The sequence below is a fragment of the Colwellia sp. Bg11-12 genome, assembly GCF_014076955.1.
Taxonomy (GTDB): Bacteria; Pseudomonadota; Gammaproteobacteria; order Enterobacterales; family Alteromonadaceae; genus Colwellia_A.
The window spans coordinates 1-24,239 of the sequence record NZ_JACGUZ010000057.1; the positions used below are offsets into that span (position 1 = coordinate 1).

Sequence of the window (24,239 nt, forward strand, 5' to 3'; positions counted from 1 at the left end):
CACTGTGGCACCACCTGATCCCATTCCGAACTCAGAAGTGAAACGCAGTAGCGCCGATGGTAGTGTGGGAGTTCCCATGTGAGAGTAGGACATTGCTAGGCGCCTATTAAGAGAAGCCCGATTCGAAAGAGTCGGGCTTTTTGCTTTCTGGGATTTAAAAACACAAAAATCACCGAAATTGCGTACAAGATTACAGGTGCACCGCTGGTCGTGTGCCTTATGTTGAGTAAAGCCCATGTGAGGCAGCACATTCTCCGCGCCTATTAAGAGAAGCCCGATTCGAAAGAGTCGGGCTTTTTGCTTTCTGGGATTTAAAAACATAAAAATCAACAAAATTGCGTACAAGATTACAGGTACGCCGCTGGTCGTGTGCCTTATGTTGAGTAAAGCCCATGTGAGGCAGCACATTCTCCGCGCCTATTAAGGTCGCTCTTTGCCATCCTTGGCAACGCGACATTAGTATATCCCTACACGTCAGAAGCCCGATCCGTAAGCCTTGGGCTTTATGCTGTCTGGTATTTAAAGATAGCCAACAAAAACTGTTGATGGCTGAGGTTAGGCAAGAATATTATGATATTAGTGAAATTTATTTAGCAGGTAACTCAGAGGTTAGCACCCAGTAATAGTTCAGTTCTTTCATTTTCTTTGAAAAATCATCAAACTGTAGTGGTTTCGTAATGTAGCCGCTGGCCCCTAAACTGTAACATTCCTCTATTTCTGGCGTTGTGCTCGAAGTACTTATCATCACCACAGGAATACCACACAGCTTCGCATCGTCCTTAATTATTTTTAACGTTGCAATACCACCTTGCCTTGGCATTCTAATGTCTAAAAAAACAATATCTGGACGTGTGAATATATTGCGATCTTCAAAAGGAGATTCGTTTCTTAAGTAGGCAATAGCTTCTTCTCCATTCATAACATGCGCTATCGTATTCTTGATATTAAAATCGTTGAAAGCATCTATCATCAACTCTGCATGATCAATATTATCTTCAACCATTAATGCTGAAATAGGTTTAAGGTTATCCACATTTTTCCCTCTGATAGTTTTAGGTTGTTAAGACGTAATATTTATTAACTCGAGCAATAAGCTTAGTCTTTTTTAAACGTAAGGGTGAACTTACTTCCTACGGCTAATTCTGAATATGCTTCGATACTGCCATTATGATGTTCTATGATGCGCTTGACGATACTTAATCCTAACCCCGACCCGGCAAACTTCTTACCATTGGCAAGCCTGTTAAACGGCGAAAATATTTTCTCTGCGTGAACCGGGTCAAAACCAATCCCGTTATCCTGTATGATAACCTGAACATAATTTCCAATATCTTTAGTCGATATATCAATAGTTGGAGAACGGCTATTAAATTTTATGCTGTTAGCTATAAGATTTTGAAAGAGCACTTGAAGCAGTGCCATATTACCTTTGATCGTAACAAGTTCATTGCTTATTTTTACTTCAAAACTAATTTGGGTTGCGTTTTTCAGAGAAGAAATAACCTTATCAACAACGCGTTTTAAACTGACTTTCTCGAATGTTTGATTTGTATAGCCAAGTGATAGATAGCGCTGTAAATCAGAAACTAAGTTATGTATTTCTGTTGTACTTTTATCGAGATAGTCAAACCATTTTAATTCATCAACTGTGCAATCAGTTCTCTTGATTAAATCTGACTTCAAGGCTTTTGAGACGCCCATTATACGGCTAATATGCCCATTGAAGTCGTGTGACAAGCTTGCACAGAATATTTGCATATCTTGATTGTATCCCGCGACTTCTTGTTGATGTCTGAATCTTTCAATAGCATATCTACATGTTTTATAAAGTAATTGTGGTGTTAACTCATCTTTAGATAAATAATCTTGTACGCCTTTATTAAGTAATGTTTGAGCGATCTCAATACTGTTTAAAGAGGTTAGTATTACCATAGGCAGTGAATTAGTTTGTAAACTTAACCATGCCACAGTTTGATTTATTGCTGAATCGGGAAGCTGTAAGTCACATAAGCATATATCGAAATATTCAGCAGAAAGTCTTTCTTTACCGGCTAATAAGGTTTCAGCTCTTACAATAGTGGCTTGTATTTCTGTAATTGAGGCAAAGGCATCTTCAATAATCTCGAAATGATCAGGGTTGTCTTCTATCACTATTACTTTCATGATATTTGTTCTCCGTTGTCATAAAGCTCACGTGAAACGACCCATTAAAATTAGACATTATCAATTTAGGTTGCTAATGTAAATGTGTATCAATGGTATTGTTGATTTTCACTTAAGACGACGGATGTCCTTGTGTTTGTATTTCAAAACAGATGTCCTAGCTAGGATACCTAATGAAAATACTAATTGTTGACGATGATGAAATTGATATCGCGCTGGTTAAAAGAGCACTAAGTACTTCTTTACACAATGAATATGAAGTAAAAGATGCTGACTCTGTTATTGAAGGACTAGCATTAATAGATACAGAAAATTTTGATGTGATTTTACTTGATTATCACATGCCTGAGGTCAATGGCATTGAATTAATTATCGATATTCGCTCTAGGCCAAATTTGGGTGATACTGCCATCATCGTTATCAGTGCAGCACAAGATAGTTCAATAGCACTCAATTGTATTGAAGCGGGAGCACAAGATTTCATTTCTAAAATCGATATATCCCATATCAAACTCCATCAAGCGATTATTCATTCCAAAAAACGCTTCGAAATGGAACAAAGGATGCGTGAAAGCTATCTCGCTTTAAAAAACATGGCTGAAACAGATCAACTCACTGGACTGCATAACCGTTATTATTTTGATGAAACATTAAAGTTCATGATTGCTAATAGCGACCGTTCAAAACTCTCTGTTGGTATGCTTGCTTTGGATTTAGATGATTTTAAGTACGTTAATGATTCCCTCGGTCATCATGCAGGAGATAAACTGTTGGTTGACTTTGTTGGTCGAGTCAAAGAATGCTTAAGAGTCAATGATGGATTTGCAAGACTTGGTGGTGATGAGTTTGCTATCACATTAGCGAATGTCCACTCCGCTGAAGAAGTTAATATGATTGCTAATCGTATATTAAGCTCATTTAAAAAACCTTTTCTGTTCGAAGGGCAGCGAATTAAATGCACGGTTAGCATTGGCGCTGCGTTGTATCCTAGTGATGCAGATAGCCGTGTCCAATTGGTCAAATGTGCTGACATCGCGATGTACCGCGCGAAACAAAATGGTAAAAATGCTTTAAGGTTTTATGAATCACATTATCAGAATGAGTTTAACCGTCGATTTTTAATTCAAAGTGAAATGAGTGAAATTCTCAGGAGTTCTTCATTTAGACTCTTCTATCAACCTGTTTTTTCTGCTCACAGTGCAAGAATTAAAGGTGTTGAAGCCCTGATCAGATGGCCAGATACGCCTAATTCATATACACCTGACGAATTTATTCCTATTGCAGAAGAAACGCGTTTGATTCATGATCTTGGTCAGTGGGTACTCACCACTGCGCTGACAGACCTTGCATCATGGCAAATGCGTTTTGACCGTAACTTTACGATGGCCATTAATATCTCAGCGCTACAATTACAGGACACTCAACTCACTCAAAAAATCATAGACGAAACACTAAGGCATGGGCTTGAGTCCAGTACAATAACGTTAGAAATTACTGAAACAGCATTGTTGGAAGATAACGATATCACACGTCAAACACTCTGTTCACTTTCGTCTCAAGGGTTTAAAGTTGCCTTAGATGATTTTGGTATGGGTTTTTCCTCTATTGCTCATTTAAACAATTTTCCCATTGATATCGTTAAATTAGATAAGTCATTACAAGACAAATATTCTACTGATAACAATAAAAAAAGCTTGTTGGAAGCAGTCACTATGATGCTTAAATTACTCGATTTTATTGTTGTTGCCGAAGGGATTGAAACACCCAGTCAATTAACCATTTGTCATGAATTAAAAATAGATAAAATACAAGGTTACTTGCTTGGTAAGCCTATGCCAGCTAATTTGTTAGAGGAAAAGCTACTCGAGCAAGGTTGATTAACTCAAGGTTTTTTTAGTTTGTATTTCAACGCACTTGTACAATAAGGTACAAGTGATAAGCGAGCGGTAAAAAGATGATATCAGCTTCACTACCCAACAATGAATTAGCTCGTTTAGACGCGTTGAATAAGTATAATATTTTAGATACACCAGCAGAGCCTGCATATGACCAGCTAACAGAACTAGTATCGAGTATTTGTGGTACGCCTATAGCGCTAATTTCTTTTATTGATGAGTCACGACAATGGTTCAAATCTCATTACGGTCTTGAAGTACAAGAGACGCCACGAGATATCGCTTTTTGCGCGCATGCTATTCTCCAGGATCAGGTGTTTGAAGTACGAGATAGTCGCACCGATAAGCGCTTTTATGACAACCCTTTAGTCACAGGCGCCACACAAGTTATTTTTTATGCGGGTGCTCCTTTGGTTACAACTGATGGGTTCCGATTAGGCACGTTGTGTGCAATAGATAATAAACCTTCGCAGTTAACAGATATTCAAAAAAGGCAGCTAGAAATTATTGCACAGCAAGTCGTTGCACAATTGGAACTAAAGAAAGCGGAGCAAATTCAGCATGACCTTTTAGCACAAGCAAGTGCTTTGACTACAACTTTAACGGCAAAGAATAAAGAGCTTGAGCAGTTTATCTTTGCCGTATCACATGACTTAAAATCTCCTTTAGTCACCATTACTGGTTTTGCTACCACCTTAGCTAAAGAATTATTAGATAATACCACCGAAAAACAGCAACATCGCTTTAATAGGATCCTTGAAAATGTAAAACATATGGGGGACTTATTGACTAATTTGTTAGATCTTTCTCGAGTAATGAAGGGAGATATTATCAAAACACCCAATGATATTACCCCTCTTCTTAAAAAAAGCTGGGACAGACTGTTAACACAAAATAGAGAGTTGACTGTTGAATTCACTATAGCGAGTCCTCTTCATTCAATTTTGATTGCTCCCTCGCTATTTTGTCAATGTGTCAATAGTTTGTTAATCAATGCTATTGAGTATCGAAGCTCCGAGCGTGATTTACAATTAAAAATTTATACTGAAGAATCTGAAACTAGTGTCTCTTTGTTTATCAGTGATAATGGAATAGGGATACAGGAATCGGATCATCAACGTATTTTTGATGTGTTTGAACAGATTGTTAAAGGTGAAGGGACTGGTATAGGTCTGAGTATCGTAAAGGCGGTTATGGATAAACATAATGGTTTGGTAACGTTAGTTTCTGAAATAGGTCAAGGAAGTCGCTTTGAATTGCGTTTTCCAAAAGCATGCACTAATAATGGTAATAACCCACAAATAAACTCATATTAGGAATACAGATGAACGAATGGTTACAACAATTTGCTAACCCCAATTTTATGCCACACGGTCACTGTTACCTTTGGCGACCCGATATATTATGGACCCATGTTATCTCTGATGTAACCATCGGTATTGCGTATTATCTTATTACTATTATTCTTGGGATCTTACTGTATAAAAGAAAAGAAAGTGTGCCATATAAAGACATTTTTGCGCTATTTATGGCATTTATCTTTTTTTGTGGAACCACTCATTTTGTTGCCATTTATGTTACCTGGTATCCTGCGTATGAATATCAGGGATGGCTAAAAGCGTTAACGGCTTTTACCTCTATTTTGACCGCGATTGTCTTGGCGCCAAAACTATCTAGTCTTATTCAACTGCCGGGCGTAGAAGTTAAATACAATCGTGCACTTATTGAAATAGAAGCTCTTGAACATAAAAATGGGCAAATGAGCTCTGTTTATTCAGCAACACTTGACCGAGAAGAGCGGATCATCGAATTGAAAAAAGAGGTCAACGCCTTAATGGTTGAACTTAACCGAGCGGATACTTATGATGTCTAAAAATTCATTGTCTACTATAAAAACCTATCCGTTAAGTCAATATAATTAGGATCATTAATGAACTCTAAGAATGCTGTGCTGACTGCGTTGTTGCTTTTTTTTATCACACTTGAAGTGCTTGTTGCGCTTGATTATGGGTCAAAACAAAAAGACATGAGAGAAAAACGGGTTTCGGTCTATACGGTGATCCTTGAATTTCAAAATCAGATTGGCTACGTTGGTTTAATACATAATTTTAAAAATGCTATATTGAGACCAGAAGACTCTAACTATCGTTATGATGCTTTTGAAAATTATCGTAAGGCAACCATCCTGTTGGATAAAATTGAGGAGCAAGGTCAGTTAATTCTTGGCCATCTTAAAATGGAGGCGGCTAGGGATATGCTAACAGCTTATAAAGACAGATTATCTTTACTGCCAGAGCTCACTGAAAAAAATATGACTGTGCGTGAAGTTGACCAACACTTGCGTTACAACGATGAACCGTCTCGTGTTGAAATAAAGTCGGTCTTTGAGAGTATTTCTCTTGCACTAGAATCTGAAATGTCTGACATACTCCACCATAGCCTTAAAATAGGTTTCATTGTGCTGATTGCCTTGCTATTCACGTTAGTTGCTATTATTCGGTTTTTTTTTCAAGATCAACAAAAAGCGCTTATTCGAAGTAACGCGTTAAATATCAAAATGGAAGGTCATAAAGCGGATATGCTTCGCTCACAAGCTATTTTATTGAGTATGATGCAAGACGTTGAAAAAGAAAAACGTCAGGGTACCATACTCAACAAACAGCTAATGAATAAGAATAGAGAGATGGAACAGTTCATTTATACCGTGTCACACGATCTTAAGTCACCATTAGTAACTATCGGTGCATTCAGCCAAAAATTAAAATTAGAACTTGTCGATGCATTGACAGAAAAACAAAGGCATCGGTTAGACAGAATTATGCAAAATGTTAATAATATGGAAATGTTATTAACAGACCTACTCGACTTGTCACGTATTGTACGACAAGCTATCACCACAGCTAAAATTGATGTTAAAACGGTGGTTGAACAGCAATGTATTGCCTTAGAGGAAGCCATTCAAGAATCAAGTGCTGAAATTGATTTTACAGAAATTTTGCATACGGTTAATGCCAATGAACGGTTACTTTCTCAAGGGTTATTGAACTTGCTGAGTAATGCTATTCGTTATCGAGAGCCTTCTCACCCTTTGGTTATTAAAGTATTTACGACACAAACAGCAACATCTACTCTGATCCACGTGAAGGATAATGGTATAGGTATTGACCCTAAATATCAGGCATTGATTTTTACTATCTTTGAAAAGCTATCGACAACCAAGGGGACGGGAGTGGGCTTGACTATAGTTAAAACAATTATGGAAAAGCATCACGGAAAGGTGTTAATTGATTCTACATTAGGTGAAGGATGTTGTTTTACGCTTGAATTTCCAAATATCATTAAAGATTAAAAGATGAGCTTTTTTAACGATACGTCATCTTTTTTAAATAACCTATTACTTATTAAGTAATAGGTTATTTAATTGAGTACATTAGCCGTATTACTTTTTCTTACTACCAAAGGGCTGTTTTGGCTTTCTATCATTAAACTGGTTCTCAGAAAAACGTGTTAAGCCTTGTTTACCCTTATCGCCAGTAGCACTTGTTGGTGGCTTTTTACCATATCCTGTTTTACTTGCTACGGGTTTCTTGCCAAAAGTCGTTTTGTTACCTTTAGCGTTATTTTTTCCTTTGCCATTATTTTTATAATGTTGCTGTTCTTTCTCACCACGAGTTTCGTTTGGTACAAGACAACCTGGTTTAGAGCCAATAAGTGTCTTTCCTAAACCCATCTTAGTAAAAGCTTGGCGGAGCATTGGCCAGTTAGCTGGATCATGATAACGTAAAATAGCTTTATGCAAACGTCTCTGAATAGTACCTTTGGGAACAGTAACAGTCTTACTGTTTTTATTGACGTTACGCAATGAATCTATCTCTGTATGATACAAAGTTGTCGCATTTGCTAAAGGTGAAGGGTAAAAGTTTTGTACTTGGTCAAGTTTAAAGTCATTACTTTTTAACCACAGTGCTAAATTCACCATATCACGATCTGTTGTACCAGGATGTGCTGAGATAAAATAAGGAATTAAATACTGTTTTTTGCCCGCTAACTTAGAATAATGATCAAACATTTCTTTAAATTTATCATAGCTGCCCATACCAGGCTTCATCATACTATTTAGCGGACCTTCTTCAGTGTGCTCAGGGGCTATTTTTAAATAACCTCCAACATGATGAGTCGCTAATTCTTTAACGTATTCTGGGTCTTGAATCGCTAAATCATATCTGACACCAGACGCTATCAATACTTTTTTAATGCCAGGAATTTTTCTTGCCGCACGGTATAGTTCAATCGTCGGTGTATGGTCTGTATCTAAATGACCGCATATTGTTGGCCATACACATGAAGGCTTACGACACGTCGCTTCAGCTTTTTCGCTTTTACAGTTTAGCTGATACATATTTGCGGTTGGACCGCCTAAATCAGATATTACACCGGTAAAACCGGGTACTTTCAGTTGAATATCTTTTATTTCATTGAGTATTGATTCTTGCGAACGACTTTGAATAATTCTCCCTTCATGCTCTGTTATAGAACAAAAAGTACAACCACCAAAACAACCACGCATTATATTCACAGACGTTTTTATCATGTCGTAGGCGGGAATTTTTGCATCACCATAACTTGGGTGTGGTACGCGAGCATAAGGTAACCCAAACACACCATCCATTTCACTTTCCGTTAAAGGTGTTGCTGGCGGGTTTAGCCAAATAATTCTGCTGCCATGACGCTGCACTAAGGGTTTTGCGGACGTAGGGTTAACTTCCTGATGAAAGATACGTGATGCATGAGCATAGAGCACTTTATTATCACGAACTTGTTCAAAGGTCGGTAAATTAATATAGGTCGTTTCCCATGGTTTCTTCTTATCAGCCCAAGATTTATTTCTGTGTTGATCAGCTCTATGGGGAGATAGTTCAATCACTTGTGCTGTTTTAGTAATATCAGTATCAGTGTTTGCAACTGCAGCATCTGCTTCAGCGCTATTCTCAGAGCAATCAGTAGAGGTTATTTCTTGATACGGACTGATAATGGGATCTATTTTTCCAGGCTTATCAATTGATCTTGAATCGATACCTTTCCAGTTGGGTAACACTTGATTGGCTAAGAATGCACTACCACGTACGTCGGTAATATTTTTAACTTCCTCACCGTTTGCAATACGATGAGCTATTTCAATTAATGGACGTTCGGCATTACCATAAACAAGCAGATCAGCTTTTGAATCAAATAATACTGACTGACGAACTTTGTCTGTCCAGTAATCATAATGAGCAATACGGCGTAAACTGGCTTCTATGCCGCCAATGATTACTGGTACACCTTTATAAGCTTCTTTACAACGTTGAGTATAAGCTGTTACTGCTCTATCTGGACGTTTGCCACCTTCATCATTTGGCGTATAGGCATCATCATGACGCATTCTTCGTTCAGCGGTATAACGATTAATCATAGAATCCATATTGCCGGCAGTAACACCAAAAAATAAATTAGGCTGACCTAATTCCATAAATGCATCTTTTGTATGCCATTGAGGCTGCGCAATAATACCAACACGAAATCCTTGAGACTCTAACATTCTACCAATAATTGCCATACCAAAGCTTGGATGATCAACGTAAGCATCGCCGGTCACTAAAATTATATCGCATGAATCCCAACCTAATACATCCATCTCCTGACGAGACATCGGTAAAAACGGCGCTGTTCCATAGCATTCAGCCCAATATTTTGGGTATTCGAACAAAGAGGTTTTTACTTGTGTGATCATAATTTAGCCTAGGATTGTGTTAATAGTATTTTGTTGTCGTCGATCAATACACAAAGACTTAATTTGATGTATTGGCCGAGGCGCGCGATTATAGCAAATTACGATTTTAAATGTAGCCTTAATTGTTTATGTGAAAGAATTACAAATGGTAAATTCATTATGACGTAAGTTTATGCCCGTTGGTCGCATAAGATTACACATTGCTACAAGTTAAATTTACTATTTGATTGTATAAATTTATTGGGTTGAGTATAACTAGTTATCTGCTCTCTATTATTAAAATTCATTATTAAAATAAGTCTCTTACCTATGAAAATAAAAATATTAACAGCTGCTATAAGTTTGTCTTTAGTTGCCTGTGTAACAACCACTAACGACCAATCAGCTGAAACCATTTTAAGTGATAACTCTTCAAAAACCGCCGTCGCTAAAGTCTCTAAAGAAGTTAAACTTACCACCGTTGCTAAAAAAGTGATGCCAGTAGAATCAGTGTCAGCAAATGGTGATATTGTTATTACACTCGAAAAAATCATGTCTGATCCCGATTGGATGGGCCGTTCACCACAGAGTTGGTACTGGGGAGATGACAATCAAACTATCTTCTATAAACAAAAGCGCGCTGGCAGTCCGTTAAATGATTTATTCCGTCAAAGCACTACGGGCGATCAAGCTGAAAAAGTAAAATTAGCGCAAATGCACATTGTTAGTGACATTTATGCACAAAGAAACCAAGCCAATACCCATGAGGTTTATACTTTTGAAGGTAATGTTTTCGTAAAAGAACTCGCTAATTTAAGTGTTCAACAACTGACTTATACTTCAGCATACGAATATTCAGCAATGTTTTTAAATAATGGTAATGTCGCTTATCGTGTGGGTAATAAATTTTTTGAGCATGACTTATCTCGTAATAAGGTTATTGAATTAGCCCATTTACAACTAAAAAAAGATCCTGAAGAAATTAAAAATGAACAAAGCTATATTGCCAGTGAACAACATGAGTTAATTGCTTATGTTGCTTTGCAAAAAAGAAATAATGAACTAAGAAAAAATCAACAAGAAACGTTAAAGTCACAAAATTCAACACTGACCAAAAGTGACTTTTACTTAGGTGAAGACAAGCGCATTAATCATGCAAGTTTATCACCTAATGGCGACAAGCTTATTGTAAGCATCAGTAGCAGTAAATCAAGTCAAGCCGATAGTGATATTATGCCCAACTATATTGCGGATGATGGCCATATAAAAGCGAAAAAAGTACGTCAAAGAGTGGCTGATAATCGCCAATATAATGATGAACTTTTTTTACTTGATTTAAAGTCGGGTCAAATATTCCCATTAGCTTACGATGTTTTACCGGGCGCTGATGAAGATGTTTTAGCAAGCGTAAAAGCTGAAAACTATAAACGTGAAGGAAAGGTTTATGAATCAGAAAAATCGAAACGTAATATTCATGTTATGCAAGCAAATTCACCTATTAAATGGCATGAAAACGGTAAGCAAGTTGCTGTTCTATTAGAAGCTTGGGATAACAAAGACCGTTGGCTAACTACGGTTAATTTAATGGAGAACAAATTAGAGTCACAACATCGTTTACATGACGATGCTTGGATCAACTGGAGCTTTAATGAATTTGGTTGGTTAAAGGGCGACAACACCTTGTACTACCTTTCAGAAGAAACGGGCTATTCGCATCTCTACAGTAAAAACTTAACAGGGAAAGCCAAACAACTTACTCGTGGTCAGTTTGAAATTAGTGAGGTAAGTTTAACGCAAGACAAATCACGTTTTGTCTTCAAAGCCAATAAAAAGCATCCCGGTATTTATGAAATTTATCAAGTGGACGTTAAATCCGGAGAGTTTAGTGCATTAACTAATTTAGGCGGTATGAATGACTATTCATTAAGCCCTGATGACTCAACGCTTTTAATTGAACATTCCACTGTTGCTATGCCCCCAGAGCTTTATGTACAAACACTTAATGATAATGCAACGGCTGTTCGTTTAACGCATACCGTGTCTGAAAAGTTCTTAAGTATGCCATGGACTGCGCCAAGTGTTGTTGCTGTTCCCTCTTCATATCAAGACGAACCTGTTTATTCTCGTGTTTATTTACCCGAAAACTTTGATAAAACCAGTGAGAAAAACCGTGCGGTGATGTTTAGTCATGGCGCCGGATATTTACAAAATTCACACTTAGGTTGGTCAGGCTATTTTCGCGAGTACATGTTCCACAGTCTGTTAGTTCAACAAGGTTATGTTGTTATAGATATGGACTACCGCGCTTCGGCAGGTTACGGACGTGATTGGCGAACTGCTATTTATCGTCATATGGGCAAACCTGAAGTACAAGATATGCGTGATGGCGTTAACTGGTTAGTTGAAAATGCCAATGTTGACCGTAAACGTATTGGTACCTATGGCGGTTCGTATGGTGGGTTCTTAACGCTAATGTCTATGTTCACTCAGCCTGATTTATTTCAGTCTGGCTCAGCACTGCGTTTAGTGTCTGATTGGGCTTATTATAATCATGGGTATACTTCAAATATACTGAATACTCCAGGCGATGATGCCATTGCCTATGAAAGAAGTTCACCGATTTATTTTGCTGAAGGATTAGAAAAACCCTTATTAATTAATGCTCCAATGGTTGATGATAACGTGTTTTTTCAAGATACCGTCCGTTTAGTTCAGCGTCTAATAGAATTGGAAAAACAAGACTTTGAAACGGCTATTTATCCGGTTGAGCCTCATGGTTTTGTACAACCGAGCTCTTGGTTAAATGAATATAGACGTATTTATAAGTTATTCGAAAATACGTTGTAAATTTATTCAGTAATGAGACAACAAAAGGCACCATTCTTAACTATAAAGAGTGGTGCCTTTTTTATTTGGGTTAAAAGAATTACTTTTTAGTTTTTGATTTTATTATCATTAAAAAAAATACGGCGAGTACGCCACCTATTGCTCCCCATAAATGCGCATTTATGGCGACATTTGCCCCAATTAAGTCAGCAACATCTTTGCTTGCGCCATAGTATTGTTCGTGAGTTATTTTTAATATCACCCCCAGCAGTAATAAATAGCCGGTCCGCTCTTTTGCTTTGATATCTTCAATAGCTCCCCAAATAAATAACCCATGTAAAACACCTGACAAGCCAACGTATTGTCCAATGTTGGGTGAAAACCAATGTATGCCAATAGAGCAAACTATCGCGCTTATTAGAAAAACGACAAGATAACTTTTTATCGTATAAAACTGGCCATGCAAAGCCCATAACATCACAACAGCAGCCGCATTTAAAAGAAAATGAAAGCCATTTGTATGAAAGAAATGACTACTAAAGACACGCCACACTTCACCTTGGGTGACCAAACTTCGCTGATAAACAAAAAACTCACTTAAACGAGCATCAAATATATAAGCAAGCAGAGAAATACATAATACGAGTAAAGGGACGGATACTTGTTGAGGCGTTGTGGGAAAGCTAGAAAAAGAAAATCTCATTAAATGCGCTTATATAAACAAAGAGTAAAAATGTACTTTACTGTATTTATGTTATTTTTTATATTGAAAATATTCTTAACGTTTAATAACGAACAGCGTAAACTATTTCTCTAATCATTATATAGCTAAGTACAAATTGATGACCCGAGCATATTGTTTGAAATGTGAACGTCCTGAAAAATCCTGTATATGTCATTTAGTCACCGTCGTTGATAATGATATTTATGTCGTGATTTTACAACACCCATTAGAAGTAAAACAAAGTAAGGGTAGTGTCACCTTATTGCATCAGTCATTAAAAAACAGCCAGGTTATTATTGGTGAAAACTTTACCGACAACCTCGAAATACAATTGTTGCTTAAGCAATATGAACACCAGTGTGCCGTTTTGTATCCATCTGATAACGCTACGGTATTAAGTGAAAAAAGTAGCGATTTTTTTTCGCCTAAGTGCTTGTTTATTTTAGATGGTACTTGGAAAAAAGCCTATAAAATGTTCATGACTAATACGTGGCTGCAACAACTTCCACATTTTACTTTAGCCAATGATATTGTTGGTCAGTATAAAATAAGAAAAACAACAAAAAGAAATGCGCTATCATCGTTAGAAGCCTGTTGTTATGCTCTGGGTGTCTTAGAGCATCAGCAGAGTAGAGCCAATAGATACCAGCCATTATTAGTGTCTTTTGTCGCATTTAACCAATTTCAGTTATCGTTTAACCCCAACTAGTACGTGTATTTATTAAGGAAAACTATGTCTCGATTTCAACTTTCTCAGCGCTTAAGTATAATAACACTATCGCTTGCTTTTATATTTTCTAGTCAAGCTGACGTTATACAAAAACAAGAGGACCGAGAACCAGAAGCTGCTACGGGCGTTATGCAAAAGCAAGCCGTAACCGCTAAAGAATTTATGATCGCAGCCGCTAATCCGTATGCTAGTGAAGCTGGTTTTAATATTTTAAAAAAAGGGGGCAGTGCTATCGATGCCGCAATTGCTGTGCAATTGGTACTGACCTTAGTTGAGCCTCAGTCATCTGGTATCGGCGGTGGTGCTTTTATTTTGCACTGGGATAAAAGTAAAAAATTTTTAACAACCTTTGATGGCAGAGAAACCGCGCCAAAAGAGGCAACGTCTGAGCTATTTCTTGATGAAAAGGGTAACGCCATATCTTGGATAAAAGCTGTGGTTGGTGGCCGGTCTGTAGGTGTACCTGGCGTGTTGTCTGCACTTAAAAAAGCACATCAACAATATGGAAAGTTGGCCTGGTCGGAATTATTTGTTGAAGCAATAGTACTTGCCGAGCAGGGCTTTATAGTTTCTCCGCGCCTAGAAAAATTGGTCGCAATGCAATTTAACCCAGGTATTAGTCAGCTTCCTGAAATTAAGAAATATTTTTTCCCTAATAATATTGCGATAAAAGCCGGCGACCGTTTAAAAAATAAAAAACTCGCTGCGGTGTATCGTAGTCTTGCAAAAGAAGGCTTAGCACCTTTTTATCATGGCTGGATCGCTAAAAAAATTGTTGATGCAGTACAAAACTCTAGCATAGCCCCAGGGAAACTCTCGTTGCAAGATTTAGCGCATTATCAGCCAAAGCAACGCGCTGCAGTTTGTGGTGCTTATCATGATTATAACGTTTGTGGTATGGCTCCACCAAGTTCAGGCGGCGTTGCCGTTATTCAACTTCTGGGACAACTAGAGTCTTACCCGTTAGCCGAAAAGGGAGTGACGAGTTTACAAACGGTGCATTTATTCACACAAAGTTCACGTTTAGCGTTTGCTGATCGTAATAGATACATTGCTGATGATGATTTTGTTAATGTACCCGTTGACGGACTCATTTCGCCCAAATATTTAGCAGAACGTTCAACATTAATTAATACAGATAGCGATATGGGTAAAGCCGAAGCAGGTAAACCACAAGGTGCTTTAGTACAAGCAGATGATCTTGCTTTGGAGTTACCTTCAACGAGTCATATTTCTATTATTGATAGAGACGGCAATGCAATATCAATGACCACAAGTGTTGAAATGGCATTTGGATCAGCGGTGATGGTAGAAGGTTTTATTTTAAATAATCAATTAACTGATTTTTCTTTAACGCCAAAAGTTAATGGTCAATGGGTCGCTAATCGACTTGAACCCTTAAAAAGACCAAGAAGCTCGATGGCGCCTACAATGGTTTTTAATGCTGACAAGTCTCTTAAGCTTGTAGTGGGTTCTCCTGGCGGCAGTCGGATCATTGATTATGTAGCGCAAACCATTATTGGTGTGATTGACGGGAAATTAGATCCACAATCAGCGATAAACTTACCTAAAGTGACCAACCGTAATAATGTAACAACCTTAGAAAAGGGCACTGATATTGTCTTACTAAAAGCAGCCTTAGAAGCAAAGGGGCATAATATTATTATTAGAGATTTAAACAGTGGACTTCATGCTATCGAAGTTACAAATAAAGGATTCATTGGCGGAGCGGATCCGCGTAGGGAAGGACTTGTGTTAGGCGAGTAAGTTCATTATTTGACCTATCCAGTGGTCGGATAGGTCAATGTAGACAGGTCAAAAGTTAGTCGTTATACGAACACCTAAAAAACTAGAAAGGATCTTTTAATATTTTATCAATAACCCAGTCGCCGTCTATCTGAATGAGCGATAAGCGTTTAACGTCTTTTATTCTATTATTGTCATACAAGCCATCAAAATAAACAGTAATTTCTGCTGCATCTTTAAATTGCTCACGAACTTTTACACCGCTGTCATCGGGTGATGCAACAACACTATCGTAAGACATATTAAATAAATGGCGAGCAACTGCTCTTGGTGATTTGTAATGTAAGATAATTCGAGATAATTGAGGGCTACATACTTTGGCCGCTTTTTTAACATTTTTTTCGTTGTAAAGTGCATCAAAAAAAGCAACAGCAACAACCTCTGGGCTATCAGAAGCCTTGATATCTCCACTTTCATCTTCTGTACAAGCAGTAAGCATGAGCGTAAATGAGATGATTATTAATTTTAAATAGTTCATAAGTTTCAAGTATTAGTCGTCGTAGTATATTTATATACTACCTGAAATTTTTAGTTGGTTAGTGATAAATATTATAAAAGTTCAAATATTATTGAAATTAAATAACGTAAAGTAACTATTTGATTTTTTAATCAATGACACCGTAATAAAAAATACCAAGTGATAGTGTGCGGGTATTTTTATTACTCATCTTTATTTTGAGTCATTAACTAAATGTTTTTAATAAAAAGCGGAGGGGTAAGCCGCTAGATATTTTAGCGTGAGGCGTTATGACTGATATTAATGGCTGACTTATCTAATAAGCTTATAATCGTTTGTTTGTCTTTTAAGGTTTTAATATCATTAAATAATTGTTCAGCCTCTGGGTATTGTAATCTTAAGTAGCGTAACCATTGTTTTAATCGACTTGAAAAATAAAAGCTTTTATCACCAACTAATTCAAGTTCACTGTACTTTTTAAGTAGCGAACAAAGTTGGTGCCAAGGCATAGGTTGTTGGTTGTTTTTTATTACTGCCTCTAAATTTGGTAGCGCAAGTGCACCACGACCCAGCATCAAATTTGGGGTGTGGCTTTCTTCAATACAGCGGTGGGCATCTGCTAAATTCCATATTTCACCGTTCGCGAAAATCTCTATTGGGTACCTTTTTACAATGTCAGCAATGAAGTGCCAATAAGCAGGAGGACGATAGCCATCAGCTTTAGTTCTTGCATGAATGGTGAGTTGATCCGCCTTGGCAGACGTTATTGCACTAACTATTTCATCTAACAACGAGGCGTCATCAAAGCCCAAACGAATTTTTGCTGAAAGTATCACATTTTCGCCAACGGCTTCTTTTACCGCCAACACTATTCTATAAATATCTTCAGGGGTTTTCAGTAATGCGGCACCACCACGATTTTTATTTACCGTTTTAGCAGGACAACCAAAATTTAGATCTAAACCATGTGAACCGAGTTCTATGGCACGAACTGCATTTTCTGCCATCCAATTTGGCTCTTGGCCAAGTAGCTGCATTCTTAACGGTGTACCTGCCTGCGTGTATCCTTGTTGTTCTAACTCAGGGCACACTTTATAAAAACACCGCTCGGGTAATAGTTGGTCAACGATACGTAGAAACTCTGTAATACAAAAATCGTAATTATTTAAGGAGGTTAATAGATGACGCATTAAAGCATCGGCAACACCTTCCATTGGCGCTAAAACAACTTTTTTAACTTGAGTATTCATAGATCTGCGAGTAACCTCAAAAGTGAGTGATAAGATTTATCTAAAAGTGAATAAATATTTTTCAACTTTATTGAAATTTATTTATAGCGCCAAGGGTCTTTGTTCTTAGCTTACATATGTAGTGCCAAAATTATAAAATTAAAGGAAAACATAATGAAACTTTTGAAAAAATCATCAATGACAGCTCTATTAGGCCTATTTGCTTTAGCACTTGCCGTATCAGCACCCGTAAAAGCAGAAACTAACCCTTTTGAAACTCAAAGCATTGTAACGATAACTGCAGTAGATGCTAGCGGAAAATGTGGCGAAGGCAAAGCTGACGAAAAAACAAAATGTGGTGAAGGTAAAGCCGAAAAGAAAGGTAAGTGCGGCGAAGGAAAATGTGGAGAAGCTAAAGCCGCTAAAAAAGGTAAGTGCGGCGAAGGTAAATGTGGCGAAGGCAAAGCAGAAAAGAAAGGAAAATGCGGCGAAGGCAAATGTGGTGAAGGTAAAGCAGAAAAGAAAGGTAAGTGCGGTGAAGGTAAATGTGGCGAAGGTAAAGCTAAAACTAAAAAGTGTGGCGGTTAATTTTTAATAATAAAATTAACGAAATATACTTTTTACAAAGCTATTTTAATCTTAAATTAAAATAGCTTTGTTATGTTTAATTGCTAGGTTTATTACTTAACGCCCTCTTTACGTTATTACCCGTATCGTTGCTACAAACAAACAATAGACGTTGTTTTTATCAGTTTTATAACGGTATTTAAAAACTCACATAAAAAGCTATTCTTCATTTTTTCCATTCTATTTTCATTTTAAACACTTTGTTTATTAATTAATGTATTTTTCCCAAGACTAATGTCGCGAAAAAACAGATAATAGGGGTTATTTATTACAGTCAGCCGCTAGGCAGTCGCTAAAGTCAGATACAGATGAGTTATAGCGCAAAACTCCGGAAATTATTCAATGGAAATCAAAGTAAATTATCTCGACAATCTTAGAATTGAAGCTAAGTTTGATGATTTTTCTGTCATAGCAGACCAACCTATTCGATACAAAGGTGATGGTTCTGCACCAGGCCCATTCGATTACTTTTTAGCATCGTCGGCACTTTGTGCTGCATACTTTGTTAAGGTGTATTGTAATTCACGAGATATTCCGACTGAAAATATTAGACTGTCGCAAAACAATATTGTCGATCCTGAAGATCGTTATAACCAAATTTTTCAAATTCAGGTCGAATTACCCGACTCTATCTCAGAGAAAGACCGTAAAGGCATAGTGCGTTCAATCGATCGTTGTACAGTTAAAAAAGTCGTTCAAAGTGGGCCAGAGTTTAAAGTAGAAATAGTAGAAAGCCTTGAAGAAGATGCGCAAGCGATGCTCATGGTGCAGTCAGATGACGATGCCAGCACCTATATTTTAGGTAAAGATTTACCGCTCGAACAAACGATTGCTGATATGACAGGTCTTTTGTCTGACTTAGGTATGAAAATTGAAATATCTTCTTGGCGTAATATCGTTCCTAATGTTTGGTCGTTGCATATTCGTGATGCAGCATCACCGATGTGTTTTACTAACGGTAAAGGAGCGACTAAAGAAAGTGCACTTTGCTCGGCACTCGGTGAATTTATCGAACGCCTTAATTGTAATTTCTTTTATAACGATCAGTTTTTCGGTACTGACATTGCTAACAGTGATTTTGTGCATTATCCGAACGAAAAATGGTTTAAACCGGGCGAAAATGATGAATTACCCAGCGATATTCTAGACGACTATTGTTTAGATATTTATAATCCTGATGACGAACTAAGAGGGTCAAACCTTATAGACACTAATTCAGGTTTAGCTGAAAGAGGGATTTGTTCAATCCCTTATATACGACAATCTGATGGTGAAACCGTCTATTTTCCATCAAACCTCATTGAAAATTTATTTTTAAGTAATGGTATGAGTGCTGGTAATAATTTACCTGAAGCACAAGTGCAATGTTTGTCAGAAATATTTGAACGTGCAGTTAAAAAGAAAATTATTGCACAAGAAATCGTTTTACCTGACGTACCTAAAGCGGTTATTGCAAAATACCCAAGTATTTTAGCCGGTATTGAAGGGCTAGAAGCGCAGGGGTTTCCTGTTGTCGTAAAAGATGCGTCGTTAGGTGGTCAATTTCCAGTGATTTGTGTAACACTGATGAACCCTAAAACCGGTGGCGTTTTTGCTTCATTTGGTGCTCACCCAAGTTTTGAAGTTGCGCTTGAGCGTAGCTTAACTGAGTTGCTTCAAGGGAGAAGCTTTGAAGGGTTAAACGACGTACCTAAACCTACATTTAATAGCATGGCAGTGACAGAGCCTGAAAATTTTGTTGATCACTTTATTGACTCAACCGGTGTTGTTTCTTGGCGCTTCTTTAGTAGTAAACACGATTACGAATTTTGTGAATGGGACTTTTCTGGCACGAATGAAGAAGAAAATACTGTCTTAATGAACATTTTAAAAGTGTTAGGTAAAGAAGTCTATATCGCAGAGTTTAATCAACTTGGCGCTACTGCTTGTCGCATTTTAGTGCCTGACTATTCAGAAGTGTACCCCGTTGAAGACCTTATTTGGGACAATACCAATAAGTCACTTGAATACCGTGAAGATATTTTAAACCTTCACATTTTAAATGAAGAACAATTAGTCGCTTTAGTTGAGCGTTTAGAAGATAGCCAACAAGATAACTACATTGATATAAAAACACTAATAGGTATTGAGTTTGATGAAAATACCGTTTGGGGACAACTCACTATCCTTGAATTAAAGATTCTTATTTATCTTGCCTTAGGCGCTTTAGATGAGGCTATTGAATTAGTTGGAGAGTTTTTACAATACAATGACAATACGGTTGAGCGCGGTTTATTTTATCAAGCGGTGCATGCTGTATTAGAAGTTACCCTCGACGAAGAGATGGAACTTGAAGATTTTATAGGTAATTTCAATAGAATGTTTGGTGAAGAGACTATGGAACAAGTGGTTGGTTCGGTCTTTGGTGAAGTCAAATTTTATGGTTTAACACCAACAAGTATGAAACTTGAAGGCTTAGATAAGCACCTGAGGTTGATTGAAAGCTACAAGAAATTACACCAAGCGCGTAAAGTAGCGGCTGAAAAATAGCAAAAAATATAATGCAAAAAGCCAATATCTACTATAGATATTGGCTTTTTATTAAACGCTGGGTATTTAAATTTTTTAAGTATTAGTATTAGTATTAAGTTTAATGTGTATTAATCAGCTTCATACACCTCGGTTCTGTTTCTACCAAGTTTTTTTGCTTTATATACGGCATTATCAGCCTGAGCGTAAAAGTCAGTAAATGATATTTTATCGTCACAAATACTGGCACCAATACTTACCGTTAATGGTTTATTGTCAACCGTAATGTCAGCGATTAATTGATGTAATCTTTCACAAAATAATAAAACATTCACTTTGTCTGTGTCAGGTAGCATGATCAAAAACTCTTCACCACCAAAGCGAGCAACGAGGTCTGTTTGTCGACAAAAGGCTTTTAATTTTTGACCAAGCTCTTTTAATACACGATCTCCTTCTAAATGGCCAAAGTTATCATTTACTTTCTTAAAGTAATCAATATCGAGCATTAACAAACCAACCGACTGATGAGATCTTGCTGCCTGCTCAAGGACTAATATACTTCGGTATTTCATTTCTCTTCTATTTAATAACTCGGTTAACTCGTCAGTAGAAGCAAATAATTTCAACTCTTCTGCTTGTTCTTCTAATGTTTCGCGGGTTTTTAATAATTCATTATAAAGTTGGTCTCTTTTAGAGGCATTAAAAAAGCTCCAATAAATACAGCCATCATCACCTAAATGTGCGTTAACGGTTACTGGAATGCGTCTCCCTTGAGCATTAAATATAATTAACTGCATTTCTTCACAGGTTTTTTCATGTAAAAGTGTTGGAATGAGATAACTTTGAAAAAATATTTTTGATGATTTTGTGAAAATCACATCTGTACTTTTACCGATAAGCGCTTCTGGTTGCCAGAATAGTTCAGTGGTAAAATATGCATTAACATAGGTAATAACTCTTGACGAATTAGTGACTAAAGCACCGCAAGGAAAACTATCCAGCGAATAATTTTGCATGTTACTTTGTGCTTTACTTTTGCGTGTTGTGGTCATTTTTTGCGTATTCTATTATTAAGTCGACAATTTCGTTCGGATGCGTCATATGTAAACAATGTCCGTCAGCCAGAACCACTTCCAGTTGACTATCTTTTATTTGGCTATGAATAAACTCACCCACAGTCGTGGCAGCCAAGGCATCATTTTTACTTTGAAAAATTAATGAAGGTTGCTTTATTTCTTGTAAAATATGGCGATAATCAGATAAAAATGTTGCCTCAGCAAAATTCTTCGCTATAACAGGGTCGGTAGAGCAAAAACTTCCCGTTAACTCTCCTATTAAATCCGTTGAATTATCATTTCCTATCACCAATGGGGCTAAATAATCAGCCCAACCAATATAGTTTTTATCCATCAGGCTTAATAGCTCGAGTAGATCTTCTTTTTCAAAGCCACCCAAGTATTCAGGAGGAAAGTTTAGAAAGCAAGGAGAAGGGCATATCATGATAAGTTTAGAAAAAAAATCAGGCCTTTGAGTAGCGGCAATCGCACCAATAATACTGCTTACTGAATGCCCGATAAAGATTGCATCGGATAGCTGCAGTACTTCAGCTATTTCAATAATATCTTCGGCATACCCCTCAAGTTGACTATAACGTTTTTTGTTGTATTGTGATATATCTGAACCACCAGAGCCGACATAGTCAAATAATACAATGGTAAATTGACTCAATAGCTTAGGCGTTAAAAATCGCCACATGTTTTGATCACAACCAAAGCCATGAGCAAGAAAAAGTGTTTTTTCGCCTTTTCCAATCAACTTAACATTATTTCTAACAAGCACATCATTTGACAACGGCATAACATTTCCTATTAAAAATTTTCATATAGCAACTAAAAGTTACCACATTAACATTAAAATTAACATTGACATTACGTTTATATTACCACAGACGGAAATAATTGAATGGTTTGTTCAATGAGGTCTGTCTTTTGGCTTTTAGCTAAGTAAGCGGCAAATATCTCTCGTGAGTATACTGGCGCCTTTTCGACAATATAGAGTTTGTTTTTTTCGATATACTCAAAAGTCATTTGTCTTGGCAGGTAGGCGCTCCCTCCAGCGTCTAATAAAAAGTTTAGCGCTATTCTTGGTTGGCTCATATAGTGCCTTGCAGGTGGCGCATCTTGGAATTCTCGTAAGTGGCGTGCATTCACCGACTCTCCATAATCAACCATAATATGGTTGTCTAATAAAAGTGTCTCTGCCATGTCATTTGGCTCTGTGGTCACCAGATGTAAAGGAACCGTAGCCACTTTTTCAGTAATTAAATCTTTTACAAAAGGAGGCTCAAATAAAAAAGCAATATCGACTACTCGACTGAGCAAACTTTTCCTCAACTCTAATGGTGAGTATGTGTTGGTCAATAAACTAACATCATCAAGATTACGATGAATTTTTTTTAACCAATCTTGTAAAACAATATCCCATATCGACATCATAGAGCCAACAACTAGCTGATGAGTGTCGCTGTCGGCTACACCGACATCTTGTTTGGTTTTTTGCCACATAAACAAGAGTTCATTCGCATGTTTTATTAATCGATTACCTTCGGGGGTTAATTTTAAATGTTTTTGAGTGCGATCAAATAGCAACACACCTAAATCACCTTCTAATAACTTAATTCTTGCACTTACCGCCGATTGTGTAATGAATAAATTTTCAGAAGCTATTCTAAAATGTAATGTTCGACTTACTTCGAGAAATGTTTTTAATAGTTCAATTTTCATATAAACCCCTGAAGTTATTTAATCAATTTATTTGATTAAACCCATCAAAATATAGCGCTATATTATTTAATAAACTGACTATACACTTGATTCTACTTATTAACTCACTTTTTATGATTAAATTAAGAGTGATCATCCAAAGATTTATTATGAAAATTGCTATCTTATCTAGAAACAAAAAACTTTACTCGACACGCCGCTTAAAAGAAGCGGGCGAAGCGATGGGACATGAAGTTGATATTATTGACACGCTACATTGCTACATGGATATCACCAGTAGTCGCTCGTCCGTACGTTATCACGGTAAAGAGCTACCTAAATATGATGCAATAATCCCGCGTATTGGCGCTTCGGTGACCTTTTACGGTACGGCTGTGGCAAGACAATTTGAAATGATGGGCACGTTCAATATTAACGAGTCAGTGGCTATCAGTCGTTCACGCGACAAATTACGTTCATTACAATTATTGTCACGTAAAGGTTTGGGTCTGCCGCGCACGGGTTTTGCGAGTAAGCCTGATAACGCAAAAGATTTGATTAAAAATGTAGGGGGCGCCCCTGTTGTTATTAAGTTACTTGAAGGCACTCAAGGCATTGGAGTGGTTTTGGCTGATACGGCTAAATCAGCAGAAGCGATTATTGAAGCGTTCATGGGCTTAAATGCAAACATTTTGGTTCAAGAGTTTATTAAAGAAGCGGGCGGTGCAGACATTCGTTGTTTAGTGATTGGCGGCAAAGTGGT

19 protein-coding genes and 1 rRNA gene are annotated in these 24,239 nt (G+C 37.2%); 11 read left to right on the plus strand and 9 right to left on the minus strand.

Annotation, left to right across the window (positions count from 1 at the left end):
• Positions 1 to 101, plus strand: a 5S ribosomal RNA gene (gene rrf, locus H4J39_RS05460); the annotation flags it as partial.
• A 485-nt stretch (positions 102 to 586) separates the two neighbouring features.
• On the opposite strand, the gene H4J39_RS05465 is transcribed toward rrf, so the two are convergent.
• The gene (locus H4J39_RS05465; protein WP_182226347.1) at positions 587 to 1,033 is read right to left on the minus strand and encodes a response regulator; all 447 of its coding nucleotides are present in this window, start codon (positions 1,031 to 1,033) and stop codon (positions 587 to 589) included.
• A gap of 62 nt (positions 1,034 to 1,095) precedes the next feature.
• A complete protein-coding gene (locus H4J39_RS05470) occupies positions 1,096 to 2,163 on the minus strand; it encodes a hybrid sensor histidine kinase/response regulator (protein ID WP_182226348.1) in 1,068 nt (355 codons plus the stop codon).
• 173 nt (positions 2,164 to 2,336) lie between these two features.
• On the opposite strand from H4J39_RS05470, the gene H4J39_RS05475 reads away from it, so the two are divergent.
• From H4J39_RS05475 to H4J39_RS05490, 4 genes are all read left to right on the plus strand, one after another.
• Positions 2,337 to 4,040, plus strand: coding sequence for a bifunctional diguanylate cyclase/phosphodiesterase (locus H4J39_RS05475; protein ID WP_182226349.1), 1,704 nt, complete (start codon positions 2,337 to 2,339; stop codon positions 4,038 to 4,040).
• A 77-nt stretch (positions 4,041 to 4,117) separates the two neighbouring features.
• On the plus strand, positions 4,118 to 5,374 hold the full coding sequence (locus H4J39_RS05480; RefSeq protein WP_182226350.1) for an ATP-binding protein: 1,257 nt from the start codon (positions 4,118 to 4,120) through the stop codon (positions 5,372 to 5,374).
• A gap of 8 nt (positions 5,375 to 5,382) precedes the next feature.
• Positions 5,383 to 5,931, plus strand: a complete 549-nt coding sequence (locus tag H4J39_RS05485; protein ID WP_182226351.1) for a hypothetical protein — start codon at positions 5,383 to 5,385, stop codon at positions 5,929 to 5,931.
• 57 nt (positions 5,932 to 5,988) lie between these two features.
• On the plus strand, positions 5,989 to 7,407 hold the full coding sequence (locus H4J39_RS05490; protein WP_182226352.1) for an ATP-binding protein: 1,419 nt from the start codon (positions 5,989 to 5,991) through the stop codon (positions 7,405 to 7,407).
• Between the two features lie 90 nt (positions 7,408 to 7,497).
• Here the strand turns inward: H4J39_RS05490 and H4J39_RS05495 are convergent, their stop codons facing one another.
• Complete coding sequence (locus H4J39_RS05495) at positions 7,498 to 9,828, minus strand: YgiQ family radical SAM protein (RefSeq protein WP_182226353.1); 2,331 nt, start codon at positions 9,826 to 9,828, stop codon at positions 7,498 to 7,500.
• Between the two features lie 309 nt (positions 9,829 to 10,137).
• Between H4J39_RS05495 and H4J39_RS05500 the strand changes: the two genes are divergently transcribed.
• Positions 10,138 to 12,654: a prolyl oligopeptidase family serine peptidase gene (locus H4J39_RS05500; protein WP_182226354.1), complete on the plus strand. Its 2,517-nt coding sequence runs from the start codon at positions 10,138 to 10,140 to the stop codon at positions 12,652 to 12,654.
• 79 nt (positions 12,655 to 12,733) lie between these two features.
• Here H4J39_RS05500 and rrtA read toward each other — a convergent pair whose 3' ends face one another.
• Positions 12,734 to 13,336 carry a rhombosortase gene (gene rrtA / locus H4J39_RS05505; protein ID WP_182226355.1) on the minus strand — a complete coding sequence of 201 codons (603 nt, stop codon included), beginning with the start codon at positions 13,334 to 13,336 and terminating at the stop codon, positions 12,734 to 12,736.
• A 139-nt stretch (positions 13,337 to 13,475) separates the two neighbouring features.
• Here rrtA and H4J39_RS05510 point away from each other — a divergent pair, with 139 nt between their 5' ends.
• Both H4J39_RS05510 and ggt read left to right on the plus strand, forming a co-directional pair.
• Positions 13,476 to 14,066, plus strand: a complete 591-nt coding sequence (locus tag H4J39_RS05510; RefSeq protein WP_182226356.1) for a tRNA-uridine aminocarboxypropyltransferase — start codon at positions 13,476 to 13,478, stop codon at positions 14,064 to 14,066.
• Between the two features lie 24 nt (positions 14,067 to 14,090).
• Complete coding sequence (gene ggt / locus H4J39_RS05515) at positions 14,091 to 15,854, plus strand: gamma-glutamyltransferase (RefSeq protein ID WP_182226357.1); 1,764 nt, start codon at positions 14,091 to 14,093, stop codon at positions 15,852 to 15,854.
• Between the two features lie 82 nt (positions 15,855 to 15,936).
• Here ggt and H4J39_RS05520 read toward each other — a convergent pair whose 3' ends face one another.
• Entirely contained in the window at positions 15,937 to 16,371 is a 435-nt protein-coding gene (locus tag H4J39_RS05520) for a hypothetical protein (RefSeq protein WP_182226358.1), read from the minus strand.
• 254 nt (positions 16,372 to 16,625) lie between these two features.
• Positions 16,626 to 17,600, minus strand: a complete 975-nt coding sequence (locus tag H4J39_RS05525) for a tRNA-dihydrouridine synthase (protein WP_182226359.1) — start codon at positions 17,598 to 17,600, stop codon at positions 16,626 to 16,628.
• Between the two features lie 153 nt (positions 17,601 to 17,753).
• Between H4J39_RS05525 and H4J39_RS05530 the strand changes: the two genes are divergently transcribed.
• Together H4J39_RS05530 and H4J39_RS05535 are read left to right on the plus strand one after the other, a co-directional pair.
• The gene (locus H4J39_RS05530) at positions 17,754 to 18,167 is read left to right on the plus strand and encodes a hypothetical protein (RefSeq protein WP_182226360.1); all 414 of its coding nucleotides are present in this window, start codon (positions 17,754 to 17,756) and stop codon (positions 18,165 to 18,167) included.
• A 381-nt stretch (positions 18,168 to 18,548) separates the two neighbouring features.
• A complete protein-coding gene (locus H4J39_RS05535) occupies positions 18,549 to 20,735 on the plus strand; it encodes an OsmC domain/YcaO domain-containing protein (protein ID WP_182226361.1) in 2,187 nt (728 codons plus the stop codon).
• A gap of 110 nt (positions 20,736 to 20,845) precedes the next feature.
• Here H4J39_RS05535 and H4J39_RS05540 read toward each other — a convergent pair whose 3' ends face one another.
• The 3 genes from H4J39_RS05540 to H4J39_RS05550 form a co-directional block, all read right to left on the minus strand.
• Positions 20,846 to 21,766, minus strand: coding sequence for a diguanylate cyclase (locus H4J39_RS05540; protein ID WP_182226362.1), 921 nt, complete (start codon positions 21,764 to 21,766; stop codon positions 20,846 to 20,848).
• Positions 21,744 to 22,571, minus strand: coding sequence for an alpha/beta fold hydrolase (locus H4J39_RS05545; RefSeq protein WP_182226363.1), 828 nt, complete (start codon positions 22,569 to 22,571; stop codon positions 21,744 to 21,746). The genes H4J39_RS05540 and H4J39_RS05545 overlap by 23 nt, the downstream gene beginning before the upstream one ends.
• A gap of 77 nt (positions 22,572 to 22,648) precedes the next feature.
• The gene (locus H4J39_RS05550) at positions 22,649 to 23,497 is read right to left on the minus strand and encodes a LysR family transcriptional regulator (RefSeq protein ID WP_182177744.1); all 849 of its coding nucleotides are present in this window, start codon (positions 23,495 to 23,497) and stop codon (positions 22,649 to 22,651) included.
• A 149-nt stretch (positions 23,498 to 23,646) separates the two neighbouring features.
• Here H4J39_RS05550 and H4J39_RS05555 point away from each other — a divergent pair.
• On the plus strand, positions 23,647 to 24,239 hold a 593-nt coding region (locus H4J39_RS05555), incomplete at its 3' end, for a RimK family alpha-L-glutamate ligase (RefSeq protein ID WP_182226364.1).

Bases quoted from the DNA above. Each gene is read 5' to 3' on its own strand.
- H4J39_RS05500 (WP_182226354.1), top strand. From the start codon at position 10,138: ATGAAAATAAAAATATTAACAGCTGCTATAAGTTTGTCTTTAGTTGCC.
- H4J39_RS05480 (WP_182226350.1), top strand. From the start codon at position 4,118: ATGATATCAGCTTCACTACCCAACAATGAATTAGCTCGTTTAGACGCG.
- H4J39_RS05470 (WP_182226348.1), bottom strand. From the start codon at position 2,163: ATGAAAGTAATAGTGATAGAAGACAACCCTGATCATTTCGAGATTATT.
- H4J39_RS05545 (WP_182226363.1), bottom strand. From the start codon at position 22,571: ATGCCGTTGTCAAATGATGTGCTTGTTAGAAATAATGTTAAGTTGATT.
- H4J39_RS05485 (WP_182226351.1), top strand. From the start codon at position 5,383: ATGAACGAATGGTTACAACAATTTGCTAACCCCAATTTTATGCCACAC.
- rrtA (WP_182226355.1), bottom strand. From the start codon at position 13,336: ATGAGATTTTCTTTTTCTAGCTTTCCCACAACGCCTCAACAAGTATCC.
- H4J39_RS05475 (WP_182226349.1), top strand. From the start codon at position 2,337: ATGAAAATACTAATTGTTGACGATGATGAAATTGATATCGCGCTGGTT.
- H4J39_RS05490 (WP_182226352.1), top strand. From the start codon at position 5,989: ATGAACTCTAAGAATGCTGTGCTGACTGCGTTGTTGCTTTTTTTTATC.
- H4J39_RS05530 (WP_182226360.1), top strand. From the start codon at position 17,754: ATGAAACTTTTGAAAAAATCATCAATGACAGCTCTATTAGGCCTATTT.
- H4J39_RS05540 (WP_182226362.1), bottom strand. From the start codon at position 21,766: ATGACCACAACACGCAAAAGTAAAGCACAAAGTAACATGCAAAATTAT.
- H4J39_RS05510 (WP_182226356.1), top strand. From the start codon at position 13,476: ATGACCCGAGCATATTGTTTGAAATGTGAACGTCCTGAAAAATCCTGT.
- ggt (WP_182226357.1), top strand. From the start codon at position 14,091: ATGTCTCGATTTCAACTTTCTCAGCGCTTAAGTATAATAACACTATCG.
- H4J39_RS05525 (WP_182226359.1), bottom strand. From the start codon at position 17,600: ATGAATACTCAAGTTAAAAAAGTTGTTTTAGCGCCAATGGAAGGTGTT.
- H4J39_RS05535 (WP_182226361.1), top strand. From the start codon at position 18,549: ATGGAAATCAAAGTAAATTATCTCGACAATCTTAGAATTGAAGCTAAG.
- H4J39_RS05520 (WP_182226358.1), bottom strand. From the start codon at position 16,371: ATGAACTATTTAAAATTAATAATCATCTCATTTACGCTCATGCTTACT.
- H4J39_RS05495 (WP_182226353.1), bottom strand. From the start codon at position 9,828: ATGATCACACAAGTAAAAACCTCTTTGTTCGAATACCCAAAATATTGG.
- H4J39_RS05550 (WP_182177744.1), bottom strand. From the start codon at position 23,497: ATGAAAATTGAACTATTAAAAACATTTCTCGAAGTAAGTCGAACATTA.